This window comes from Anaeromassilibacillus senegalensis, from assembly GCF_001261775.1.
Taxonomy (GTDB): Bacteria; Bacillota; Clostridia; order Oscillospirales; family Acutalibacteraceae; genus Anaeromassilibacillus; species Anaeromassilibacillus senegalensis.
Genome location: NZ_LN868538.1, coordinates 983,780 through 1,003,841 on the forward strand (window position 1 = coordinate 983,780; position 20,062 = coordinate 1,003,841).

Annotated in this window: 7 protein-coding genes; 6 read left to right on the top strand and 1 reads right to left on the bottom strand. The window is 56.6% G+C overall.

Annotated features, from left to right (window positions below; translation table 11 throughout):
- Positions 1 to 486 precede the first annotated feature (486 nt).
- From BN2106_RS14615 to BN2106_RS14640, 6 genes are all read left to right on the top strand, one after another.
- Positions 487 to 7,131: a cadherin-like beta sandwich domain-containing protein gene (locus BN2106_RS14615; protein WP_050699286.1), complete on the top strand. Its 6,645-nt coding sequence runs from the start codon at positions 487 to 489 to the stop codon at positions 7,129 to 7,131.
- Between the two features lie 626 nt (positions 7,132 to 7,757).
- Positions 7,758 to 14,279 (top strand): cadherin-like beta sandwich domain-containing protein, encoded by a 6,522-nt coding sequence (locus BN2106_RS14620; protein ID WP_050699287.1) that lies wholly within the window; start codon positions 7,758 to 7,760, stop codon positions 14,277 to 14,279.
- A 453-nt stretch (positions 14,280 to 14,732) separates the two neighbouring features.
- The gene (locus BN2106_RS14625; protein ID WP_050699288.1) at positions 14,733 to 15,977 is read left to right on the top strand and encodes an ROK family protein; all 1,245 of its coding nucleotides are present in this window, start codon (positions 14,733 to 14,735) and stop codon (positions 15,975 to 15,977) included.
- A gap of 108 nt (positions 15,978 to 16,085) precedes the next feature.
- Positions 16,086 to 16,763, top strand: coding sequence for a hypothetical protein (locus BN2106_RS14630; RefSeq protein WP_050699289.1), 678 nt, complete (start codon positions 16,086 to 16,088; stop codon positions 16,761 to 16,763).
- 138 nt (positions 16,764 to 16,901) lie between these two features.
- Complete coding sequence (locus BN2106_RS14635) at positions 16,902 to 17,354, top strand: MarR family winged helix-turn-helix transcriptional regulator (RefSeq protein ID WP_050699290.1); 453 nt, start codon at positions 16,902 to 16,904, stop codon at positions 17,352 to 17,354.
- Positions 17,355 to 17,357: 3 nt separating this feature from the next.
- A complete protein-coding gene (locus BN2106_RS14640) occupies positions 17,358 to 18,125 on the top strand; it encodes a sulfite exporter TauE/SafE family protein (RefSeq protein ID WP_050699291.1) in 768 nt (255 codons plus the stop codon).
- A gap of 139 nt (positions 18,126 to 18,264) precedes the next feature.
- Here BN2106_RS14640 and abc-f read toward each other — a convergent pair whose 3' ends face one another.
- The gene (gene abc-f, locus BN2106_RS14645) at positions 18,265 to 19,743 is read right to left on the bottom strand and encodes a ribosomal protection-like ABC-F family protein (protein ID WP_050699497.1); all 1,479 of its coding nucleotides are present in this window, start codon (positions 19,741 to 19,743) and stop codon (positions 18,265 to 18,267) included.
- Positions 19,744 to 20,062 lie beyond the last annotated feature (319 nt).

A 20,062-nucleotide genomic window follows, 5' to 3' on the forward strand; every position in this document is an offset into this window, starting at 1 on the left:
AATGGGCCACGGCCTGTTGGCAGGGATTCTTTGTTTTTCACGCGATTCTATCTCCCACAAGCTTTTATCCAATTATTTTTCAAACTCCATTGACAAATCGCCACCTCCGCGCTATACTTTTCGCATATTCTTACATAAGTATCTTTTATAAGTCTCGTAACAAGCGTTTTTCGCGCCCTGTTAATCTGCTTAAATACAAAATATACGGAAGTTTTACCGATTCTTTTACCTTTTTCATGAAATTGGTTGACTTTCCAAAACCCTTATGCTTTAATAAGATTACACTTTAACTGAAATAACTATTAAACTCGTGTCATATCATTTTACAAAAAATGTAAAGAGGCACGGGGCTGTGCGGGACCACACTTCACTGCAAAAGGCGCAGCTTGGCACAGACGGGAAGGAGGCGGCCAAAACAACTGGACTTATCCCCTGGGAATGGGAAATCAACCGGGTTTTACAGGAAGACAACTTAGGAGGAGAAAGATGATTGAGATGAGAAAAAGAGCGATCGCCCTGATGCTGGCCACCCTGATGGCGGCTTCCGGCACGGGCATCGCAAGCGCCGCTGTGGAGCTGTCCTCCACCGGCATCACACAGGGCGTCTCCATGCAGTCCACGACAAAAATTTATCTGGATGGAAAAGGGATTATTTTAAAAGAGCCCTCGGCAGTCGTGTCCTCCACCGGCATCACACAGGGCGTCTCCATGCAGGCCGCGGCGGCGGCCGTCAAGGGCACGCTGCGCACCGCCCCCGCTGAGGCGGACCTCGAAGCGGAAGGGCCGCTCGGCTGGTTTCACTTTAACAGCAAAACACTGGAGGACTGCGCGCAGATGGGCGAAGGCAGCGCGATTTCCAACCTGAAGCTCTCCGGCACGCTGGCGCAGATCGCCACCGACGCCGCCACCAACTTCCTTTATACCGATGCCGCGGAAAAGAACTCCAAAGGCCAGGTGATCAATGGAAAAGGCGGCAGGGTTTCCTTTGACCTGCCGGGCAGCACGGACCCGCGGTATGTACGTTTATACACCGGCTCCTGGGCCTCCCAGATCACGCTGACCGTCGCGGTGAACGGCGATGAGCAGTACAGCCGCGTCTACGGCAAAACGGAGACCTCTTCCGGCGCGAACAGCTACCTTTCCACCATCGAGTATCAAACGGATTCCGAAGACGATGTTGTCACGGTTACTGCTGAAGTCACCGCAGTGATGGACGAGGTCTACGGCAACATGAGCATACAGGCCATCGCCGTCACAGACGAAGCGCCTGTAAAAGAGGACGCGCTCGCTTCCGGCGAGGTGCTGGACGCACCGGCAACCGCCAACCTGACCAAACAGGGAAATGTCGACTGGGTCATGCTCGACTCCACCGACTTTGACGCGTTCAACCGCAAGGACACCGAGGACCCGGCGATCGGCGGCCTCACGCTGATCGGTAAACAGGACTATGTCACAAAGAACACGCAGACCAACTTCCTGTATCTGGACGGATTGTCCCCCGTGCAGTCCCTGGGAGACGACAACCACAAGGGCCTGGTATTCACCGGTGAAAACAATGGCCTGGAGTTTACCGTTCCGGCCAGCCTCACCCCCCAGTACCTGAACATCTACACCGGCGCATGGGCGGCGGACGTCACGGCGGAGGTCTCCGTCAACGGCGAAGTACAATATACGGAAACATACGGCAGCAGCGACACCACAAGCGGTACGCCCGCCAAATACAACCTGCTTTCCATCCAGTATCAGGCGGCGGATGCAAACGACGAGGTCAAGGTGAAGCTCTGGGTCTCCAAGGCGTACAGCAGCCAGTGGGGCAATATGAATATCTCCGCCATTGCGCTGAGCGACCGCCAGATAGAAGACGACGGCTCCATTGTATCCGGTAAAGCGTCCAGCGCACCAATCGCCGCCGACCTGTCCAGCGAAGGAAATCTGGATTGGGCATACTTTAACAACGCTACCTTTGGCAACTACAACCGGAAAAATCTGGCGGATTCCCTGATTACCAACGTCACAAATGTTGGCACCCAGCAAAGCCAGCCCATTATCAAGGACGCAAAAACTTCCTACAGCTACACGGACGGCGTCAGCCCGGAGTCCGAGGCCGGCGTACATAACGGCTTTGTCTTTGTCAAAGAAGGCAGCGGCGTAACCTTCAACGTCCCCGGCGGCCCGGATATGAAGTACCTGAACGTCTACACCGGCGAATGGGCCTCCGATATCACCCTGGAGCTGGTGGTCAACGGTGAGGTACAGTACAGCGAAACCTACGGCAGCAGCGTTACCACGGGCGGCACGCCCGCCGTGTGCCATGTGGCCCGCCTGCAATACAGCACGCCCAGCGCGGACGATACCGTGGAGGTGCGCGCGCTGATCTCAAACGCTTACGACAGCGATTGGGGCAACATGAGCATCCAGGCGGTTACCCTGTCCGACACCGCCCCCGCTAGCCTGGACGAAAAGATCACCACGCCCGAGTGGGAGGTCAACCACACCGGCGGCCAGATCCAGTCCCTGAAGACCATGATCGGCGGCGAACTGTACACCATTCCGATGCGCACGGACGACCGCGGCGGTTTCGTCTGGAATTACAACGGCCGCCAGATCGCCATGACCGCGGGCGAGACCGATGAAGATGGAACCATTACCTATACAGGCCGTTCCCGCACTGCTTCGGAGGACCTGTCTTTCACCATCCGCTATTCGGTGGACGAACAAAAGCAGCTGGTGGTCACCGCCTCTGTCACCAATAACAAGGATACCGAGCAGCAGGTGGACAAGCTCTCCCTGAACCTGGGCTTCAACACCTATCTGGAAAGCTACCCGCAGTACAACGACCAGCTCTTCCCCACCCTGCTGCGCTGTGAAAAGACCCATATGTGGGGCTATCTCTCCACCCCGTCCGGCCGGCTGATGACCGTTTCCACCGACGCACCGGTTGCCTCCTATACGCTGGACTACGAATGGGGCGCACACCGCATCCGCACCGCTTCCCTCGACATGCTGCAATCCGGCGAACTGCCGGAGCGCCATCCTGAGAACGCGGACCACATTGGCGCGAACGAAACAAAAACCTGGAATGTCTACCTCAAACCTGTTGAGGACCTGAACGCCATTGAGGACGTCAAGCCGACCATTTCCAACAACACCCTGCTGCCGATGATCGACGCGGACCGCTATACCATGGCGGAGGGCGAGTCCTCCCAAATCACGATCTACTCCCAGTCCCCGCTGAAAAACGGCAAGGTCACACTGGTTGCGCCGGATGGCACGGAAACCGCACTCGACACCGTGGACAACGGAAAGGGCGTCTATCACTGCACTTTTGACGCGGCAGACAAGGCCGAGGGCGTCTATAAGCTCTGGGCGGAAAACGAAGCGGGCTATAAGTCGGAGGGCATGTTCTCCATCCGTAAATCCTGGTCCTGGTACACCCAGCAGGCCCGTAAAGCCGCTGTGGAAGCGCCGCAAAAAGGCGGGTCCCATTCGGAAGAATTCTACGGCCTGTATTCTGCTTACATCGCAAAGAAATATTTCCCGGACGATGAACTTGATATGGCCATCGACGAGAAGTTTGAAGAAATTTATCCGCTGATGTACGACGTCACCACCGACCTGCCCACCTCCTGGGAAAACCGCATCCAGAACCATTCCGCCATGCTGGGCATCTTCGTGGACAAATACCAGAGCTCCGGCAACTGGAGCGATCTGGAGAGCGCGGTCAATCTGGCGGATTTCCTGCTGACCAAGCAAAAGGATAACGGCGGCTATTACAACGGCGGCACGGATTACACCTCCGTCATCTACCCGGCCAAGTCCATCATGGAGCTGATCCATGTGGAAAAGGACCTCAAGGACGACGCAAGCCTGACCGAAGACGAGCGCGCCAAATGGGCGGAACGCTACGACCGCCACTTTGCGTCCGTGACCCGCGCCATGGATAATCTGGTCCGTCTGGACGGCCATTTTGAAACGGAAGGCCAGCAGACCTTTGAGGACGGCGCGAACTCCTGCTCCGCCACCCAGCTCAGCGAATTTGCGCTGATGTTCCCGGCGGGTTCCGCCGAGCGCGAGAAATACACCAACGCCGCGCTGAAAATCATCAACTTCCACACCTCGCACCAGCAGTCCATCATTCCGGATTCCCGCATCAACGGTGGCACCCTGCGCTTCTGGGAAGCCCAGTACGACGTGGAGATGGGCCTGACCAGCGGCTCCCCGAATATGATGAACTCCCCGCACGGCTGGTCCGCCTGGAGCATCTACGCGCTGTTCAATCTGTATGAGCTGACCGGCGACCAGCAGTACCTGGAGCGCGGCATGAACGCTATGGGCTCCTGCGCACAGCTGATGAGCTTTGACGGAACCCTGCGCTGGGCCTTTATCGCAGACCCGTACCGTGAAACAAAGCTCTGGGTGAAAGACGAAGAAGCTTCTCAGGGCGACGTCATCAAGGGCAAGCATGTGGATGCGGTCATCGGAGAGGAATACGTCGATATGATCTCCTACTGGTGGAGAGCGCCGAAGAACACCTGGGTACCGGGCTACACCGGCATGGGCGGCTCTGTCACACAGGGCGCGGCGTGCGACAACGACGTGCATGAAATCTTTAAAGCGCTGGGCGAAGTCGCCCTGACCAAGGCCTATGTCTCCCAGAAGGAAGACGGCAGCTTTGAAGCCTACAACTGCTCCGTCGAACAGAAGGACGGCGGCCTGGTGATTACACCGAATGAAGATGTGGTATCCAACGTCAGCGTACAGGTCAACAATGACACCAACGTGACCGTCAAGTTCTACGACGGCGATAAATCCGCCGTTGTTGCGGCGGGCCTGCCGGCTTGGGTTTCCACCAAGGAAAACGCCGCTGACCTTGAAAACGCGGACAAAGATTCCAGCCTGCGCGGCCTGACCGTCAGCAAGGGCGAGCTCAGCCCGGCCTTCCAGGCGGACGTCACCGCTTACACGGTGGACATCGGCGCGGAAGCCGGCAGTGTGGACATCACCCCCGCCGCAAACAGCGAGCACGCGGTTGTTTATGTCAACGGCACACGCGTCCTGCCGGGAGAGAGTTATACTGTCACGGTTGACGGCGCGATGCAGGAAAAAACCATTCCGATCGTGGTAAAGTCGCAGTATCAGGCGGCCGAAACCACCTATACCGTCACTGTTTCCACCATGGGCGGCTATGAAAACGTCGCTCGCAAGGCCAGCAGTGTCACCGCGACCCGCATCCAGGGCCCGGCGACCAATCCGATGAGCCTGATCGACGGCCACCACGGCCTGGACGGCTCCAGCAGCACCCATATCACCGTTGCACCGGACGGCACGCCGGACAACTGGATCACCCTCAACTGGGATGCGCCGCAGAGCTTCGAGAAGGTACTCGTCTGGACCTTCTACGGCGCAAAGCAGGGCCCGACCAAATGGGACTACCAGATTTCCAAAGACAACGGCGACACCTGGGAGACTGTCGCGGCAGACGTAACCGCCACCTGGGAAAAGGAAGATAAGACGCAAGAGAGCTATACGGTCTCCTTCGACGAGCCGCTCACCGGCGTCACCAACCTGCGCATGGTTCTCAAGGAAGGCCTGCACGCCTGGGGCAACACCTGTATTACAGAGATCGAGGCCTTCGGCAAGAAGGATGTCAAGCCCACCGAACACAGCATCTCCGTCAGCTACAGCGGCCGTCAGGCCAAGCTGACCGTGGACGGCGAGGCCCAGAAGCTTGCGGACCTCATCGGTTCCTATCAGGCGACGCTCCAGCCCAACGCAACCAGCGTCCTGTCCTTCGCCCCGGCGGTGGAAGGCAGAGAATTTGCGGGCGTAACCGTCAACGGCGCCGCACAGGAAACCTTCACGCCGAACGCCTTCTCTATGACCTTTGCCAATCTGACCCAGGATGCAAACGTCAAGATCGACTTCACCGTTGTCAACAAGATGATCCTGCGCACGGTGATCGATACCGCGGACCAGCTGATCGACAGCGACGAATTCCAGCTCGCCACGCCGACCGTGCAGACCAATCTGCGGAACAAGCTGGCGGCGGCGCAGGCCGTCGAGGGCAACAAGACCGCAACGCAGGCGGCAATTGACACGGCATGGGGCAATCTGATCGACGCCATCCACCTGCTGAGCTTCGAGCTGGGCAACACCGACAGCCTGAAAGAGCTGGTGGAATCCGCCGGTATGCTCACCGAAGGCGACTACACCGCGGAAAGCTGGGCGGCCATGCAGGCCAAACTGCAAGCTGCAAATGTGGTTCTTGCCGACAAAGAGCCGCTCAAGGCAGAGGTGGACAAAGCATACAAAGAGCTGCGCGTGGCTGTGGAAAGCCTGGTCCGCCAGAATGACCTGAGCTCCTTGCAGACGGTCATCGACCAGGCGGACGCCATTGTTCCCCTGCTGAAGGACCAGTATCTTGCGGTGGGACAGGAAGAATTCCTCGCCGCTCTGGAAGCCGCCAGGAAGATCACCGGCACGAATACACCGGCGGAAATCAACGCGGCGCTCGACCGCCTGACCAACGCGATGATGGCCCTGCGCATCATCCCGGATAAATCCTATCTGGAAGAGAACGTCAAAGCCGCACAGGCCGTCGATTCCGGCAAGTACACCGCGGAATCCGTCCAGCGGCTGAACCGGGCACTCTCCAACGCACTCTCCGTGTTGAACAGCGACACCGCCGACCAGAAAGAGGTCGATGCGGCAAACGACGAGCTGACTACCGCCTACCAGGCGCTGGAGCGGAAAGACGCGCCGAAGCCGAACAACAGCGGCAAGGGCAGCTCCAGCAAGATGCAGGATAACAGCTACGGCAATACGGGCGTGATCAGTGCGGCAGGTTCCGTACAGAACGCGGCGGCGTATGTCCGTTCCGATACCACAATGAACTTCACTCTCAAGAGAGGGCAGGCGTATTGCTTCAAGATGACGGTTGCCAACGGCAATACCGCCCCGAACTTCACCGTGGGCGACGGCTCCGTCCTCAAGACGCAGTATGTGGCCAAAGTCGGCAACGACTACTATTACAGAGTCTGGGCGACCGGCACACCGGGCCAGAGCACCGGCGTGTATACCACGATGGCGGGTGAAGCACCGCAACAGCACTGTGTGGTAACGGTTGGCTGATTGCTGCCACTGAAAACCACCGTAGGTGCGAATGACGTTGTACGTCCGCAGCAACACTATGTGGTTACAATTGGCTAAGAGATTCGTTTGAGCCGATTGAGAGAATCGCCTCTTTTAAAACAGAGCATGGAAATACCCTGCTTTGAAAGAGGCTTTCACTGAAAAGCACCGTAGGTGTGATGGACGCTGCGCGTCCGCGTGCTGACCGCAGGTCCACGGGAATCGTTTGCTGACTGCTCCCACTGAAAACCGCATAAAAAGATCAAAAAAATTCCCCTTCAGCCGTGGATTCGTCCTCTGGCTGAAGGGGATTTTTCATAAATCCCGCTCTCCTTTTTGGCAATATAGCTTGAATTTCCGTTATCTGTACAAAATTATTATAAATTAGTTGACAATCTAAAAAGCAAATGTTTTAATAAAATTACGATTTAACTGAAAAAACTATTAAACTCGTGTCATTTTAAATTCGCCTGATATAGTAAATTTAAAATGCACTGGCTGCGCACTCAGACAAGCGTTTGGGAAGCGCGGACTTCTCTTACCGGGAAGGGGGAAAGGAATCTGCCACTCGCTCTGGGAGCGAAACGATGGATGAGGAATTTTGAAAAGCATTTAGGAGGAGAAAGATGATTGAAATGAGAAAAAGAGCGATCGCCCTGATGCTGGCCACCCTGATGGCGGCTTCCGGCACGGGCATCGCAAATGCTGCCGCGGAGACTGTCTCCGCAGACGCCGCACAGAGCATTTCCGTACAGGCGGTGGCCGCCGGCGTCACAGGCACGCTGCGCACCGCGCCCACAAAAGCCAATTTGGAGGAGCTGGGGCCGCTCGGCTGGATTCACTTCAACAATAAGGTTCTGGACGACTGCGCGAAGATGGACGGCAACAACCAAATCACCGATTACGCGTTTTCCGGCACCATGGCGCAGATCGCCGAAGACACCCGGACCAATTTTGTGTATCCCGGGGCGGACGCTAAAAACACCAAAGGACAGGTGGTCAACGGGAAGGGCGGCAGCTTTACATTCCACGTCCCGGGCAGCACCGAGCCCCGCTACCTGCGGACGTACATCGGCTCCTGGGCTTCGGAAGTGACTTTGACCCTTTCCGTTAACGGCGAGGCTGCCTACAGCAAATCATTTGGTAAATCGGCAACCAGTTCGGGCGCGGATTGTTTCCTTTCCGCAATCCAATATCAGACCGATTCCGAAAGCGACGACGTGACGGTAACCGTTGAGATCACCGATACCTTCAGCAATGGCGGCAATATGAGCATCCAGGCCATCGCGCTTTCCGACCAGCTTCCGGGGGATTCCAACCTTGCCAGCGGTGAAGTGCTGGACGTACCGGCGGTTGCCAATTTGACCAAGCTGGGAAACCTGGACTGGGTAAACCTGGACAACACCAATTTTGAGCGGTTCAACCATAAAAACACGGAAACTCCGGCAATCTCCAACCTGAAGCATCTGGGCAGCGGCAACAGTATCGACACAAAAGCAGTGTCCAGCTTTATCTTTGTGGACGGCACCTCCCCGGAGCAGGTTTTGGAGGGAAATCACAAAGCGCTGGTCTTCACCGGGCAGGACAACGGTATGGAATTCACCGTGCCTGCCAGTGAGGAAATTCGCTATCTGACCATCTTCACCGGCGCGTGGGCGGCGGACATCACCGCGGAATTGTCCATAAACGGCGAAGTGCAGTACACGGAGACCTACGGCAGCAGCGTAACGACACCCGGTACGCCCGCCAAATACAATATGCTTCGCATCGCGTATCAAACCCCGGAGGCCGACGACGAAGTGACCGTCAAGCTCTGGCCCTCCCACACCTACGATTCCAATTGGGGGAATATGAATATCTCCGCCATCGCGCTCAGCGACTGCCTGGTCGAGGACGACGGCAGCATCGTCGGCGGCAAGGTATCCAGCGCGCCGCTGTACGCAAACCTGACCAAAGAGGGAAATCTGGACTGGGCGTATTTCAACAGCAAGACGTTCGGTGAATACAACCGGAAAGCTGTCGATTCCACCCTGATTACCGATGTGGAGCCGCATGGAACGCCGCGCGCGGACCCGGTCATGAACAACGGCAAAACCGGCTACCGCTTTACCGACGGAACCAATCCAGCCAGCGGCAGCGACCTGCACGAGGGATATGTATTCGTCGGCGACGGCGGCGGCGTTTCCTTTAACGTCCCCGGCGGCCCGGATATGAAATACCTGAGCCTCTATACCGGCGAGTGGGCGGCGGATGTCACGCTGGAACTGCTGGTCAACGGAGAAGTGCAGTACAGCGAAACGTACGGTAGCGACGTCACCACCGCGGGCACGCCCGCCGTCTGCAACGTTGCCCGTTTGCAGTACAGCACCCCCAGCGCGGACGACACCGTGGAGGTGCGCGTGCTGACCTCCGAAGTTTATGACACAAAATGGGGCAACATGTCCATTCAGGCGGTTACCCTCTCCGATACCGCGCCGGTCTCCGCCAACGAAAAGATCACAACGGAGGATTGGGAAGTCGACCATACCGGCGGACAGCTTCAATCTTTGAAAGCCAAAATCGCCGGGGAAATGTACACCATTCCGGTCCGCACCGATGAGCGCGGCGGATTCCTGTGGAAATACAATGGAACAGACATCCCTCTGGTTTCCGGCGACGCCGACCCGGACGGCAATGTCTCCGCGTACAGCGCCCGCTACCAGAAAAACGGCGAGGATCTGACCTTTACCATGCGCTATTCCGTCAGTGAAGAAAAGCAGCTGGTCATCACCGCCTCCGTCACCAATAACAAGGATACCGAACAGCCGGTGGACAAGCTCTCCCTGAACCTGGGCTTCAACACCTATCTGGAACGCTATCCGCAGTACAACGACCAGCTCTTCCCCACCCTGCTGCGCTGTGAGAAAACCCATCTGTGGGGCTATTTCTCCACCCCGTCCGGACGGCTGATGACGGTTGCGACCGACGCGCCGGTTGCCTCCTACTCTCTGGATTACCAGAGCGGCGCACACCGCATCTATACGGCTTCCCTCGACGTGCTCCAAGCCGGCGAGCTGCCGGAACGCCATCCGGAGGACCTGGATCACCTCGGCGCCAAGGAAACCAAGACCTGGAACGTCTATCTGAAACCCGTGGAAGACCTGAACGCGATCGAAAAAATCAAGCCCACCATCGCGGAAAGCACCGGGCTGCCCACCATCGACGCCGACCGGTACACCATGGCGGAGGGCGAACAATCCCGCGTCACGATTCTATCCGAAACACCGCTGAAGGACGGCAAGGCCACGCTGGTGGCGCCCGACGGCACACAGAGCACAATTGACGCAGCCGACAACGGCGACGGAAGCTTCTCCTGTGTGTTTGACGCGGCGGACAAGGACGAGGGCGTTTACAAGCTCTGGGCGGAAAACGAAGCGGGCTACAAGTCGGAAGGCACGTTCTCCATCCGCAAATCCTGGTCCTGGTACACCCAGCAGGCCCGCAAGGCCGCGGTGGAAGCGCCGCAGAAGGCGGCTTCCCATACGGAGTCCTGGTACGGCCTGTACTCCGCTTATATTGCAAAGAAATATTTCCCGGACGCCGAGCTGGACGACGCCATCGACGAGAAATTTGAGGAAATCTATCCCCTGATGTACGACGTCACCACCGACCTGCCGACCGCGGAGCAGTCCCGCATCCAGAACCATTCCGGTATGCTGGGCGTGTTTGTGGATAAATTCCAAAGCTCCGGCAACTGGAGCGATCTGGAGAGCGCGGTCAATCTGGCGGAATATGTTATCTCCAGCCAGAGGGAAAGCGGCGGCTATTATAACGGCGGCACGGATTACACCTCCGTCATTTACCCCGCCAAGTCCATCATGGAACTGATGCATGTGGAACAAGCATTGCAAGACGACCCCAGCCTGACGGCAGAGGACCGCGCCAAATGGGCGGAACGCTATGAGCGCCATTTTGCCTCCGTGACGCGTGCGATGGACAATCTGGTCCGCCGCGACGGCCATTTTGAGACGGAAGGCCAGCAGACCTTTGAGGACGGCGCGAACTCCTGCTCCGCCACACAGCTCACCGAATTTGCACTGATGTTCCCGGAGGGCTCCCCGGAACGGGAGAAATACACCAACGCCGCCTTGAAGATCATGGGCTTCCACACCTCGCACCAGCAGTCCATCATTCCGGATTCTCGCATCAACGGCGGCACCCTGCGCTTCTGGGAGGCACAGTACGACGTCAACATCTGGCCGACGGAGGATTCACCGAATATGATGAACTCCCCGCATGGCTGGTCCGGCTGGAATATCTACGCGCTGTTCAACCTGTACGAATTGACCGGCGACCAGCAGTATCTGGAGCGCGGCATGAACGCCATGGGCTCCTGCGCACAGCTGATGAGCTTTGACGGAACCCTGCGCTGGGCCTTTGTCCCCGACCCGTACCGCAAGACCAGGCAGTGGGTCAAGGATGAGGAAGCCTCTCAGGGCGACGTGATCAAGGGCAAATACATCGATACGGTCATCGGTGAGGAATACGTCGATATGATCTCCTATTGGTGGAGAGCGCCGAAGAACACCTGGGTTCCGGGCTACGGCACCGGCACACAGGGCGCGGCATGCGACAACGACGTACACGAAATCTTTAAAGCGCTGGGTGAAGTCGCCCTGACCAAGGCCTATGTCGCACAGAATGCGGACGGCAGCTTTGAAGCCTATAACTGCTCCGTCGAGCAGAAGGACGGCGGCTTGGTGATTACACCGAACGAAGATGTGGTATCCAACGTCAGCGTACAGGTCAACCATGACACCCATGTGACTGTCAAGTTCTACGACGGCGATAAATCCGCTCTTGTTGCGGCAGGCCTGCCGGCTTGGGTTTCCACCAAGGAAAACGCCGCCGACTTACAGGAGGGCGACAAGGATTCCAGCTTGAACGGCATTTCTGTCAACAAAGGAACTTTCGACAAAGAATTCCAAAAAGACGTCCTGGACTATACGCTCGATGTAGGCTCCGAGGGCGGTGCGATCGCAATCACGCCGGACGCCAGCAGCGAAACCGCCACCGTCTATGTCAACGGCACCAAGGTTCTGCCGGGCGAAAGCTATACTTTAAATATGAATGCTTTTGATACCAAGGTGATCCCGGTCGTCGTCAAGTCCCAGTATCAGACAACCAAAACCACTTATACACTGACCGTCACCAGCATGGGCGATTATGAAAACGTGGCGCTGAAGGCCAGCGATGTCACCGCAACCCGCATCCAGGGCCCGGCGACCAACCCGATGAGCCTGATCGACGGCCATCACGGCAAGGACGGTTCCTCCGATACTCACATTACTGTGGCTCCCGGCGGCGAAAACAACCTGATTACCCTCCATTGGGACGAGCCGCAGAGCTTCCAGCACATCGCAGTCTGGACCTTCTACGGTGCAAAGCAGGGCCCGACCAAGTGGGACTACCAGATTTCCAAAGACAACGGCGACACCTGGGAAACCGTTGCGGCGGACGTCACCGCGGAATGGAAATACGAGACGAAAGAACATGAGAATAAAGTTGTTTCTCTGGCTCAGCCGGTCACCGATGTAACGAATCTGCGCATGGTGCTGAAAGCCGGTCTTGCGGGATGGGGCAACACCTGCATCACAGAGATCGAGGCCTTTGGCAAGGAAGAGACGCAACCCACCGAACACAGCATCTCCGTCAGCTACAGCGGCCGTCAGGCCAAGCTGACCGTGGACGGCGAGGCCCAGAAGCTTGCGGACCTCATCGGTTCCTATCAGGCGACGCTCCAGCCCAACGCAACCAGCGTCCTGTCCTTCGCCCCGGCGGTGGAAGGCAGAGAATTTGCGGGCGTAACCGTCAACGGCGCCGCACAGGAAACCTTCACGCCGAACGCCTTCTCTATGACCTTTGCCAATCTGACCCAGGATGCAAACGTCAAGATCGACTTCACCGTTGTCAACAAGATGATCCTGCGCACGGTGATCGATACCGCGGACCAGCTGATCGACAGCGACGAATTCCAGCTCGCCACGCCGACCGTGCAGACCAATCTGCGGAACAAGCTGGCGGCGGCGCAGGCCGTCGAGGGCAACAAGACCGCAACGCAGGCGGCAATTGACACGGCATGGGGCAATCTGATCGACGCCATCCACCTGCTGAGCTTCGAGCTGGGCAACACCGACAGCCTGAAAGAGCTGGTGGAATCCGCCGGTATGCTCACCGAAGGCGACTACACCGCGGAAAGCTGGGCGGCCATGCAGGCCAGGCTACAGGCGGCGAACGTGGTCCTCTCCGACAAAGAGCCGCTCAAGGCAGACGTGGACAAAGCATACAAAGAGCTGCGCGCGGCCGTGGAAAGCCTGGTCCGCCAGAATGACCTGAGCTCCTTGCAGACGGTCATCGACCAGGCGGACGCCATTGTTCCCCTGCTGAAGGACCAGTATCTGGCGGTAGGCCAGGAAGAATTCCTCGCCGCTCTGGAAGCCGCCAGGAAGATCACCAGTGCGAATACACCGGCGGAAATCAACGCGGCGCTCGACCGTCTGACCAACGCGATGATGGCCCTGCGCATCATCCCGGATAAATCCTATCTGGAAGAAAACGTCAAAGCCGCACAGGCCGTCGATTCCGGCAAGTACACCGCAGAATCCGTCCAGCGGCTGAACCGGGCACTCTCCAACGCACTCTCCGTTCTGAACAGCGACACCGCCGACCAGAAAGAGGTCGACGCGGCAAACGACGAGCTGACCACCGCCTATCAGGCGCTGGAGCGGAAAGACACGCCGAAGCCGAACAACAGCGGCAAGGGCAGCTCCAGCAAGATGCAGGATAACAGCTACGGCAATACGGGCGTGATCAGCGCGGCAGGTTCCGTACAAAATGCGGCGGCGTATGTCCGTTCCGATACCACGATGAACTTCACTCTCAAGAGAGGGCAGGCGTATTGCTTCAAGATGACGGTTGTCAACGGCAATACCGTCCCGAACTTCACCGTGGGCGACGGCTCCGTCCTCAAGACGCAGTATGTGGCCAAAGTCGGCAACGATTACTATTACAGAGTCTGGGCAACCGGCGCACCGGGCCAGAGCACCGGCGTATACACGGCCCTGAGCGGACAAAGTCCGGTGAAGCACTGCACGGTAACTATCCGCTGATTGCTTCTACTGAAGCGCACGCTAAACGGTGTTGGACGCTGTGTATCCGTGTAAAAGACCGCACGCCCATACGCTTTGGGTTTGTTTCCTGAACATTCCACCTTGACGCTAACTGAAAAAGGATACGGGCCGCCGTGCGAATTTGCTGCACGGCGGCCCGCTGTTTCATCTATCTTCAAATAGGATTCATTAAAGCATTTATCCATTAAACATTAGCTCCCGTAATTTCTCATCTATTTAAACCGCTTCTGATTTTTATTGTCAATAATTTATAGAGATAATAGATAATATACACCATACAGTTTATTCGATATATAAATTTGTTCAAATTAATGTTAATATCGAATTAGAACTAATATTTGCGAAAAATCGTGTATATTGAGAGTCAGAAAGGTCTTGCCACATGATGGGGACATGGGGCGAGCCGCCAACAATTGGATTGGAGAATTGATTATGAACGATTCCATTGACCGCAAAAGTATTAATCAGGAAAGGAGCCAGTTTATCAACCGTGCGCTCATTATGGACCTGCTGCGGCAGCAGGGGGTATGTTCCCGCGCAACACTGGCACACCTTTCCGGACTGAAGCAGGCAACCATTACAAACATTATTGCAGAATTCATTGAATGCGGGCTCGTTGTGGAAACCGGTCTGATGAGCGGCATGAAAGGCAGGCGTTCCATCGGAATCACTTTAAACGAGGAACGCTGCAAGGTGATCGGCATCCGCATGACGCGCAGTGCGTTTTATATCTCCCTGGCCGGTCTGTCCGGCAAATTGACCAGCGTGCATGAATACCCGATCGCGCCCCGTGAATCGGTCCAAACGACCATTCCGCGCATCCGCGCGGCGGTTGAAACTGTTCTGGCAGAAAATCCCGATACGGAAATTGCCGCGGCCTGCATGGCGATGCCCGGCCCCTATCACGAGGAACGGGACTGCCTGTTCTTTGTGACGGAACTTGCCGGATGGCAGGACTTTCCCATCCGCAAAACATTGACGGAAAACCTGGACCTCCCCTTCTATATCGCAAACGACGCCAATGCCAGCGCCTTTGCGCAGCTCTGGTATTACGGCGACACATATGAAACGCAGGATATGATTTATGTACTGGCGGGCGAAGGCATCGGCTGCGGCATGATCTCTAACGGCAAACTTGTTATGGGACAGCGCGGCATTGCGGGCGAGTTCGGTCATAACTCTATCGACTACCGGGGCCTGCCGTGCGCGTGCGGCAACCGCGGCTGTCTGGAAAAATACTGCTCCACCATCGTCCTTCGGGAAAATATCATAAAATGCCTGGAAGCGGGGCAATCCTCCCTTCTTACGGCGCAAAACCTGAGCGCCGCCGCCATTGCCGATGCGGTCCGCCGTGGGGACGACGTCGCCTGCCGCGAGTATGACGAAGTCTGCGGGTTCCTCTCGATCGGCATTGTCAACCTGATCAACCAGTTTAACCCCGGCCTGATCGTCATCGGCGACGAACTGGCGGAAATCGCACCGGAACGGCTGCTTCATACCGTTCAAACCAAAGTGCGCTCCTGTGTGAACCCGATGACCAGCGGCGACGTGGCCATTGAAATTAACCGCCTGCCGGGCAGCCCCGCACTCTTGGGTGCGGCGGCCATCGCAGCGCAAAAAATACTGGCGGACCCCGGCAAGCTGATGCAGGCGGTCCCCGTAGCCGCGGAAGTTTAATCCCATCAAACAGAAATCCCGCCGGTTGGAGAAAGTTTTTCACCACGGCGGGATTTTTCTTGTCTCCTGTAAATTCTTGTCTTAGAATCAAAACAAGGAGGGAAGATTATGAAAAAAATTTTTAGCCTCATTTTGGCAGCAGGCATGCTTTTATGCACCGTATCCTGCGGGGAAACGGCGGTTTCCCCCTCTTCCGCACCGCCGTCATCACGTCACGAGGCGGAGTCCTCCAGCACAGCGCCATCTTCCAAAATTTCTTCAAAAGAAGCAAACTCCTCGTCTGAACCGCCGGTCTCCAGTGAAGAACCCGGCGAAAAAACAGATACCGAGTTTGAAACTATGGAGGATTACACCATCGGCGAGGCCACTTATTGGATTCCCGCTGAATGGACAACAGACACGCATGAGGCAGGGTTTAACCACCATACCCCATCGGGCGGACTGTTTAACACCAGCCATGTGATTGACAGCACTGGAACAATTGATCTGTCGAACGACAACGACGCCTACGTGACTTTAGCCTCTTTTTCCAAAAGCCTGATGAAAAATGTTACCAATCCGGAGGATGCAGAGGTTCAACAGGGAACGTTTCTTGACCACTGCGCTATGCTGCTGCATTATCAAAATGATATTTACGGAAATTCTTATGATATGTACAACCTGTGTTTTACCGATGTCAACAGCATCTATTCCTTCTCGTACGCATTTCCCACTTCCAGCCAGGAAGATGGAGAGGCCATCTTCGAATCCCTGACGGACTCTTTGGAGCTTGAATCTGTGGACTAATTTTCTATCCGCTCTCTTGCCGCCGGTGTGAACGCTGCTTCACACCGGCGGTTTTGCGATTCCACACGGTTGACAACCGCGCTTTATAAAGTTATAATTATAACCGTTCTGAATATAACAAATAGAGAGAGGGATAGAATGAGGGAGATTCTCGCTTACGTCAGCCACTTTAAGCGGTTATACGGGCAGCTGTTCCAACCCGTTGCCGCACAGTTGGGGCTTTCTCAGCTGGAAATTGATATTCTGCTGTTTCTTTACAACAATCCGGCGTATAATACGGCGCGCGATATCGTCGCCATGCGCGGGGTGGCCAAATCAAACGTGTCTACCGCGGTGGATGCACTGAAACGCAAAGGCTGCCTCCTTTCTGAAACCGACCCGGAGAACCGCAAGGTGCAGCGCCTTTCCCTGCCCGCTTCCATGGACGAGCCGCTTCGCACGCTCGCCGCGGTGCAGCAGCAGTGCTTCGCCTTTATGCTGGAGGGGTTTACATCGGAGGAGCGCGGCGCGCTGCGGCAGTTCCTGGAGCGCATCGACGCAAACGTCGTGACCGCACTGCAAAAAAAGAATCCAGTGGAAACGGAGGCCTAACAGGTGATCTATACATTTTTTATCTGTTTTATCGCGGGAATCGGCGCTGGACTGGGGACCGGCTTTGCCGGCATGAGCGCGGCGGCGGTGATCAGCCCGATGCTGATCACCTTCCTGCATGTGGAACCATACACGGCAGTGGGCATTGCGCTCGCCAGTGATGTGCTGGCCAGCGCCGTCTCCGCATACACCTACGGAAAAAATAAAAACCTTGACATTCGGAACGGCCTGGTCATGATGGCCTCCGTTCTCTGCTTTACCCTGGTGGGCAGTTATCTCTCCAGCCTGCTGCCCGGCACGGCAATGGGCGGCTTTTCCACCTTTATGACGCTGTTCCTGGGCATCAAATTCATCGTCAAGCCGGTCATGACCACCAAGGCCAACATGGAGGGCGTCAGCGCTAAAAAGCGTTTGATTCAGTCCCTTGCCTGCGGCTCGCTGATTGGTCTGATCTGTGGCTTCGTCGGCGCGGGCGGCGGTATGATGATGTTGTTGATTCTGACCAGTGTTTTGGGGTACGAGCTGAAAACGGCAGTCGGCACCAGCGTCTTCATTATGACATTTACCGCGCTGACCGGCTCCGTCAGCCATTTTGCCATCGGCGGGATGCCCGATCCGGTCATCCTGATCCTCTGCGTGCTGAGCACCCTGCTCTGGGCACGGATCGCCGCCAAATTTGCCAACAAGGCCTCCCCCATCGTCCTCAACCGGGCGACCGGCGTGGTATTGACCGTGCTTGGCGTTGCCATACTGGCGGTCAATTATTTATAAGTCTTTGAAACAGGGCTGTGGAAGTAAATCCACAGCCCTGTTTTCCTGTGCTTCGAACACTTGATACCTTCCCATACGTGTTTCCCTGGATTTGCCTCCGGTCTTGGAATTTTTCTTATTCCGTTTTCGTATACAATGCCTATAATACAAGAAACTTCGTCGCGATTCTCTCCCGGAAGGCGCGGTCGTGCTCCACAAACAACAGCGTGGGACCGCTGTCCAGAATCAGTTCCTCCATCTGCATGCGGGACAATACGTCGATAAAGTTGAGCGGCTCGTCCCAAACATAGAGGTGCGCGGGCTGACACAAACTCCGGGCAAGCAGGACCTTCTTTTTCTGCCCGTCGCTGTAGCCTGCCATATCCTTTTCAAACTGCTGCCGGGAAAAGTCCAGTTTGCGCAGGATCGCCTTGAACAGGCTTTCGTCCAGCCCGTTCTGTTCCGCGTACGCGCGCAGGTCCCCTTTCAGTCCGTCCGTCTGCTGCTGTACATAGGAACACACCAGATTGCCGCCAATTTGCAGCTCCCCCGTATGCGTGACCGGCTCGCCCAGCAGCAGCTTGAGCAAGGTGGATTTCCCGCAGCCGTTCCGGCCGCACACGGCGATACGGTCTCCGCGTTCGATAGTGAACCGCGCATTGGAAAAGACGCACTTTTCCCCGTAAAAGGCGGACAGGCCGTTTGCCTCCGCCAGCACGCGCTTGGGATACTCCATCGGGCGCAGGACCAGCCGCTCCGCCGTCTCCAGGTTTTTCAGCAGCTTCGCCTTCTCCTCCACCGCCGTTTCCCGCCGGAGATCGATGGTCTTGGAACGCTGCATCATCTTGGCGGCCTTGTGCCCGATGTAGCCGCGGTCCGGACGCAGGCCGGAATTGCGCGTATTGTACTTTCCTTTTTCCGTTTTGTCGCTCCAGTCGGAGGTTCGCCGCGCCGCCTTTGCCAGACGGTCCACCTCCTTTTTCAGCTTCTCCTGTTCCGCGCGCTCAAACTGATCCTGCCGCTCCCGGTTCTCCCGCCAGGAACTGAAATTGCCCGCCTGCACTTCAATGTCCGCACGATTGACGGACAGCACGTGGTCCACGCAGTGGTCCAGCAGCCACCGGTCGTGGGAAACCAGGATAAAGCCCTTTTTCCCGTTTAAATAACGGCAGACCGTTTCCCGGGCCTCCTCATCCAGATGGTTGGTCGGCTCGTCGATCAGCAGGAAGCGGTTCTCCCGCAGAAAGAGCACCGCCAGCAGCACCTTGGTCTGCTCGCCGTTGCTGAGCGTCTCAAACGGGCGATAGAGCACATCCTGGTCCACCTGTAAAAGGGACAGCTCCCGGCTAAGCTGCCACTGTTCCGCCTCCGGTGCCAGCGCTTCCGCAATTTCCAGCGTGTTCCACGCGGCGTCCGGCACGGGATAGGGGAAATACGATACCGGAACCGGGCAGGAAATGTGCCCGCTGTACGCATATTCTCCCAAAAGCAGCTTCAAAAACGTCGTTTTTCCCCGCCCGTTGCGGCCGATAAAGCCCAGCTTCCAATCCGTATCCATCTGGAACGAGACGTCCTCAAATACATTATCCGGGTTTCCATCGTATCCAAAAGTCAAATGTTTTACCTGTATCATTGCCATAAATGCATCCCTCCGCAGCATAATAAATAAGCCGCAGGAAAGCATGGCTCTCCTGCGGCTCTTATCTGCGGAAACAGCGCGCCCCTATCAAACACAGGCCCTTTTCAGGCGCAAAGCGTTTGAACGCGCGGACGGTTCCACCGGATTAAGGAGTTGCGGGAGCGTATCCTTCCTGCAGGGCGCAACAAACCAGAGAGACTTTCTCCCCGATTGGTCAGCGCCGTTCGTGTACAACACTCAGCAAGAAAAATAACGCAAGTTCCCAACTCCTATCATTTCATTTCTACACAGAACGGTCTGCCCGTTCCGTCTGTTTCTC

Coding starts and splice junctions, on each gene's coding strand:
- BN2106_RS14615 (WP_050699286.1), top strand. CDS start 487: ATGATTGAGATGAGAAAAAGAGCGATCGCCCTGATGCTGGCCACCCTG.
- BN2106_RS14620 (WP_050699287.1), top strand. CDS start 7,758: ATGATTGAAATGAGAAAAAGAGCGATCGCCCTGATGCTGGCCACCCTG.
- BN2106_RS14625 (WP_050699288.1), top strand. CDS start 14,733: ATGAACGATTCCATTGACCGCAAAAGTATTAATCAGGAAAGGAGCCAG.
- BN2106_RS14630 (WP_050699289.1), top strand. CDS start 16,086: ATGAAAAAAATTTTTAGCCTCATTTTGGCAGCAGGCATGCTTTTATGC.
- BN2106_RS14635 (WP_050699290.1), top strand. CDS start 16,902: ATGAGGGAGATTCTCGCTTACGTCAGCCACTTTAAGCGGTTATACGGG.
- abc-f (WP_050699497.1), bottom strand. CDS start 19,743: ATGGCAATGATACAGGTAAAACATTTGACTTTTGGATACGATGGAAAC.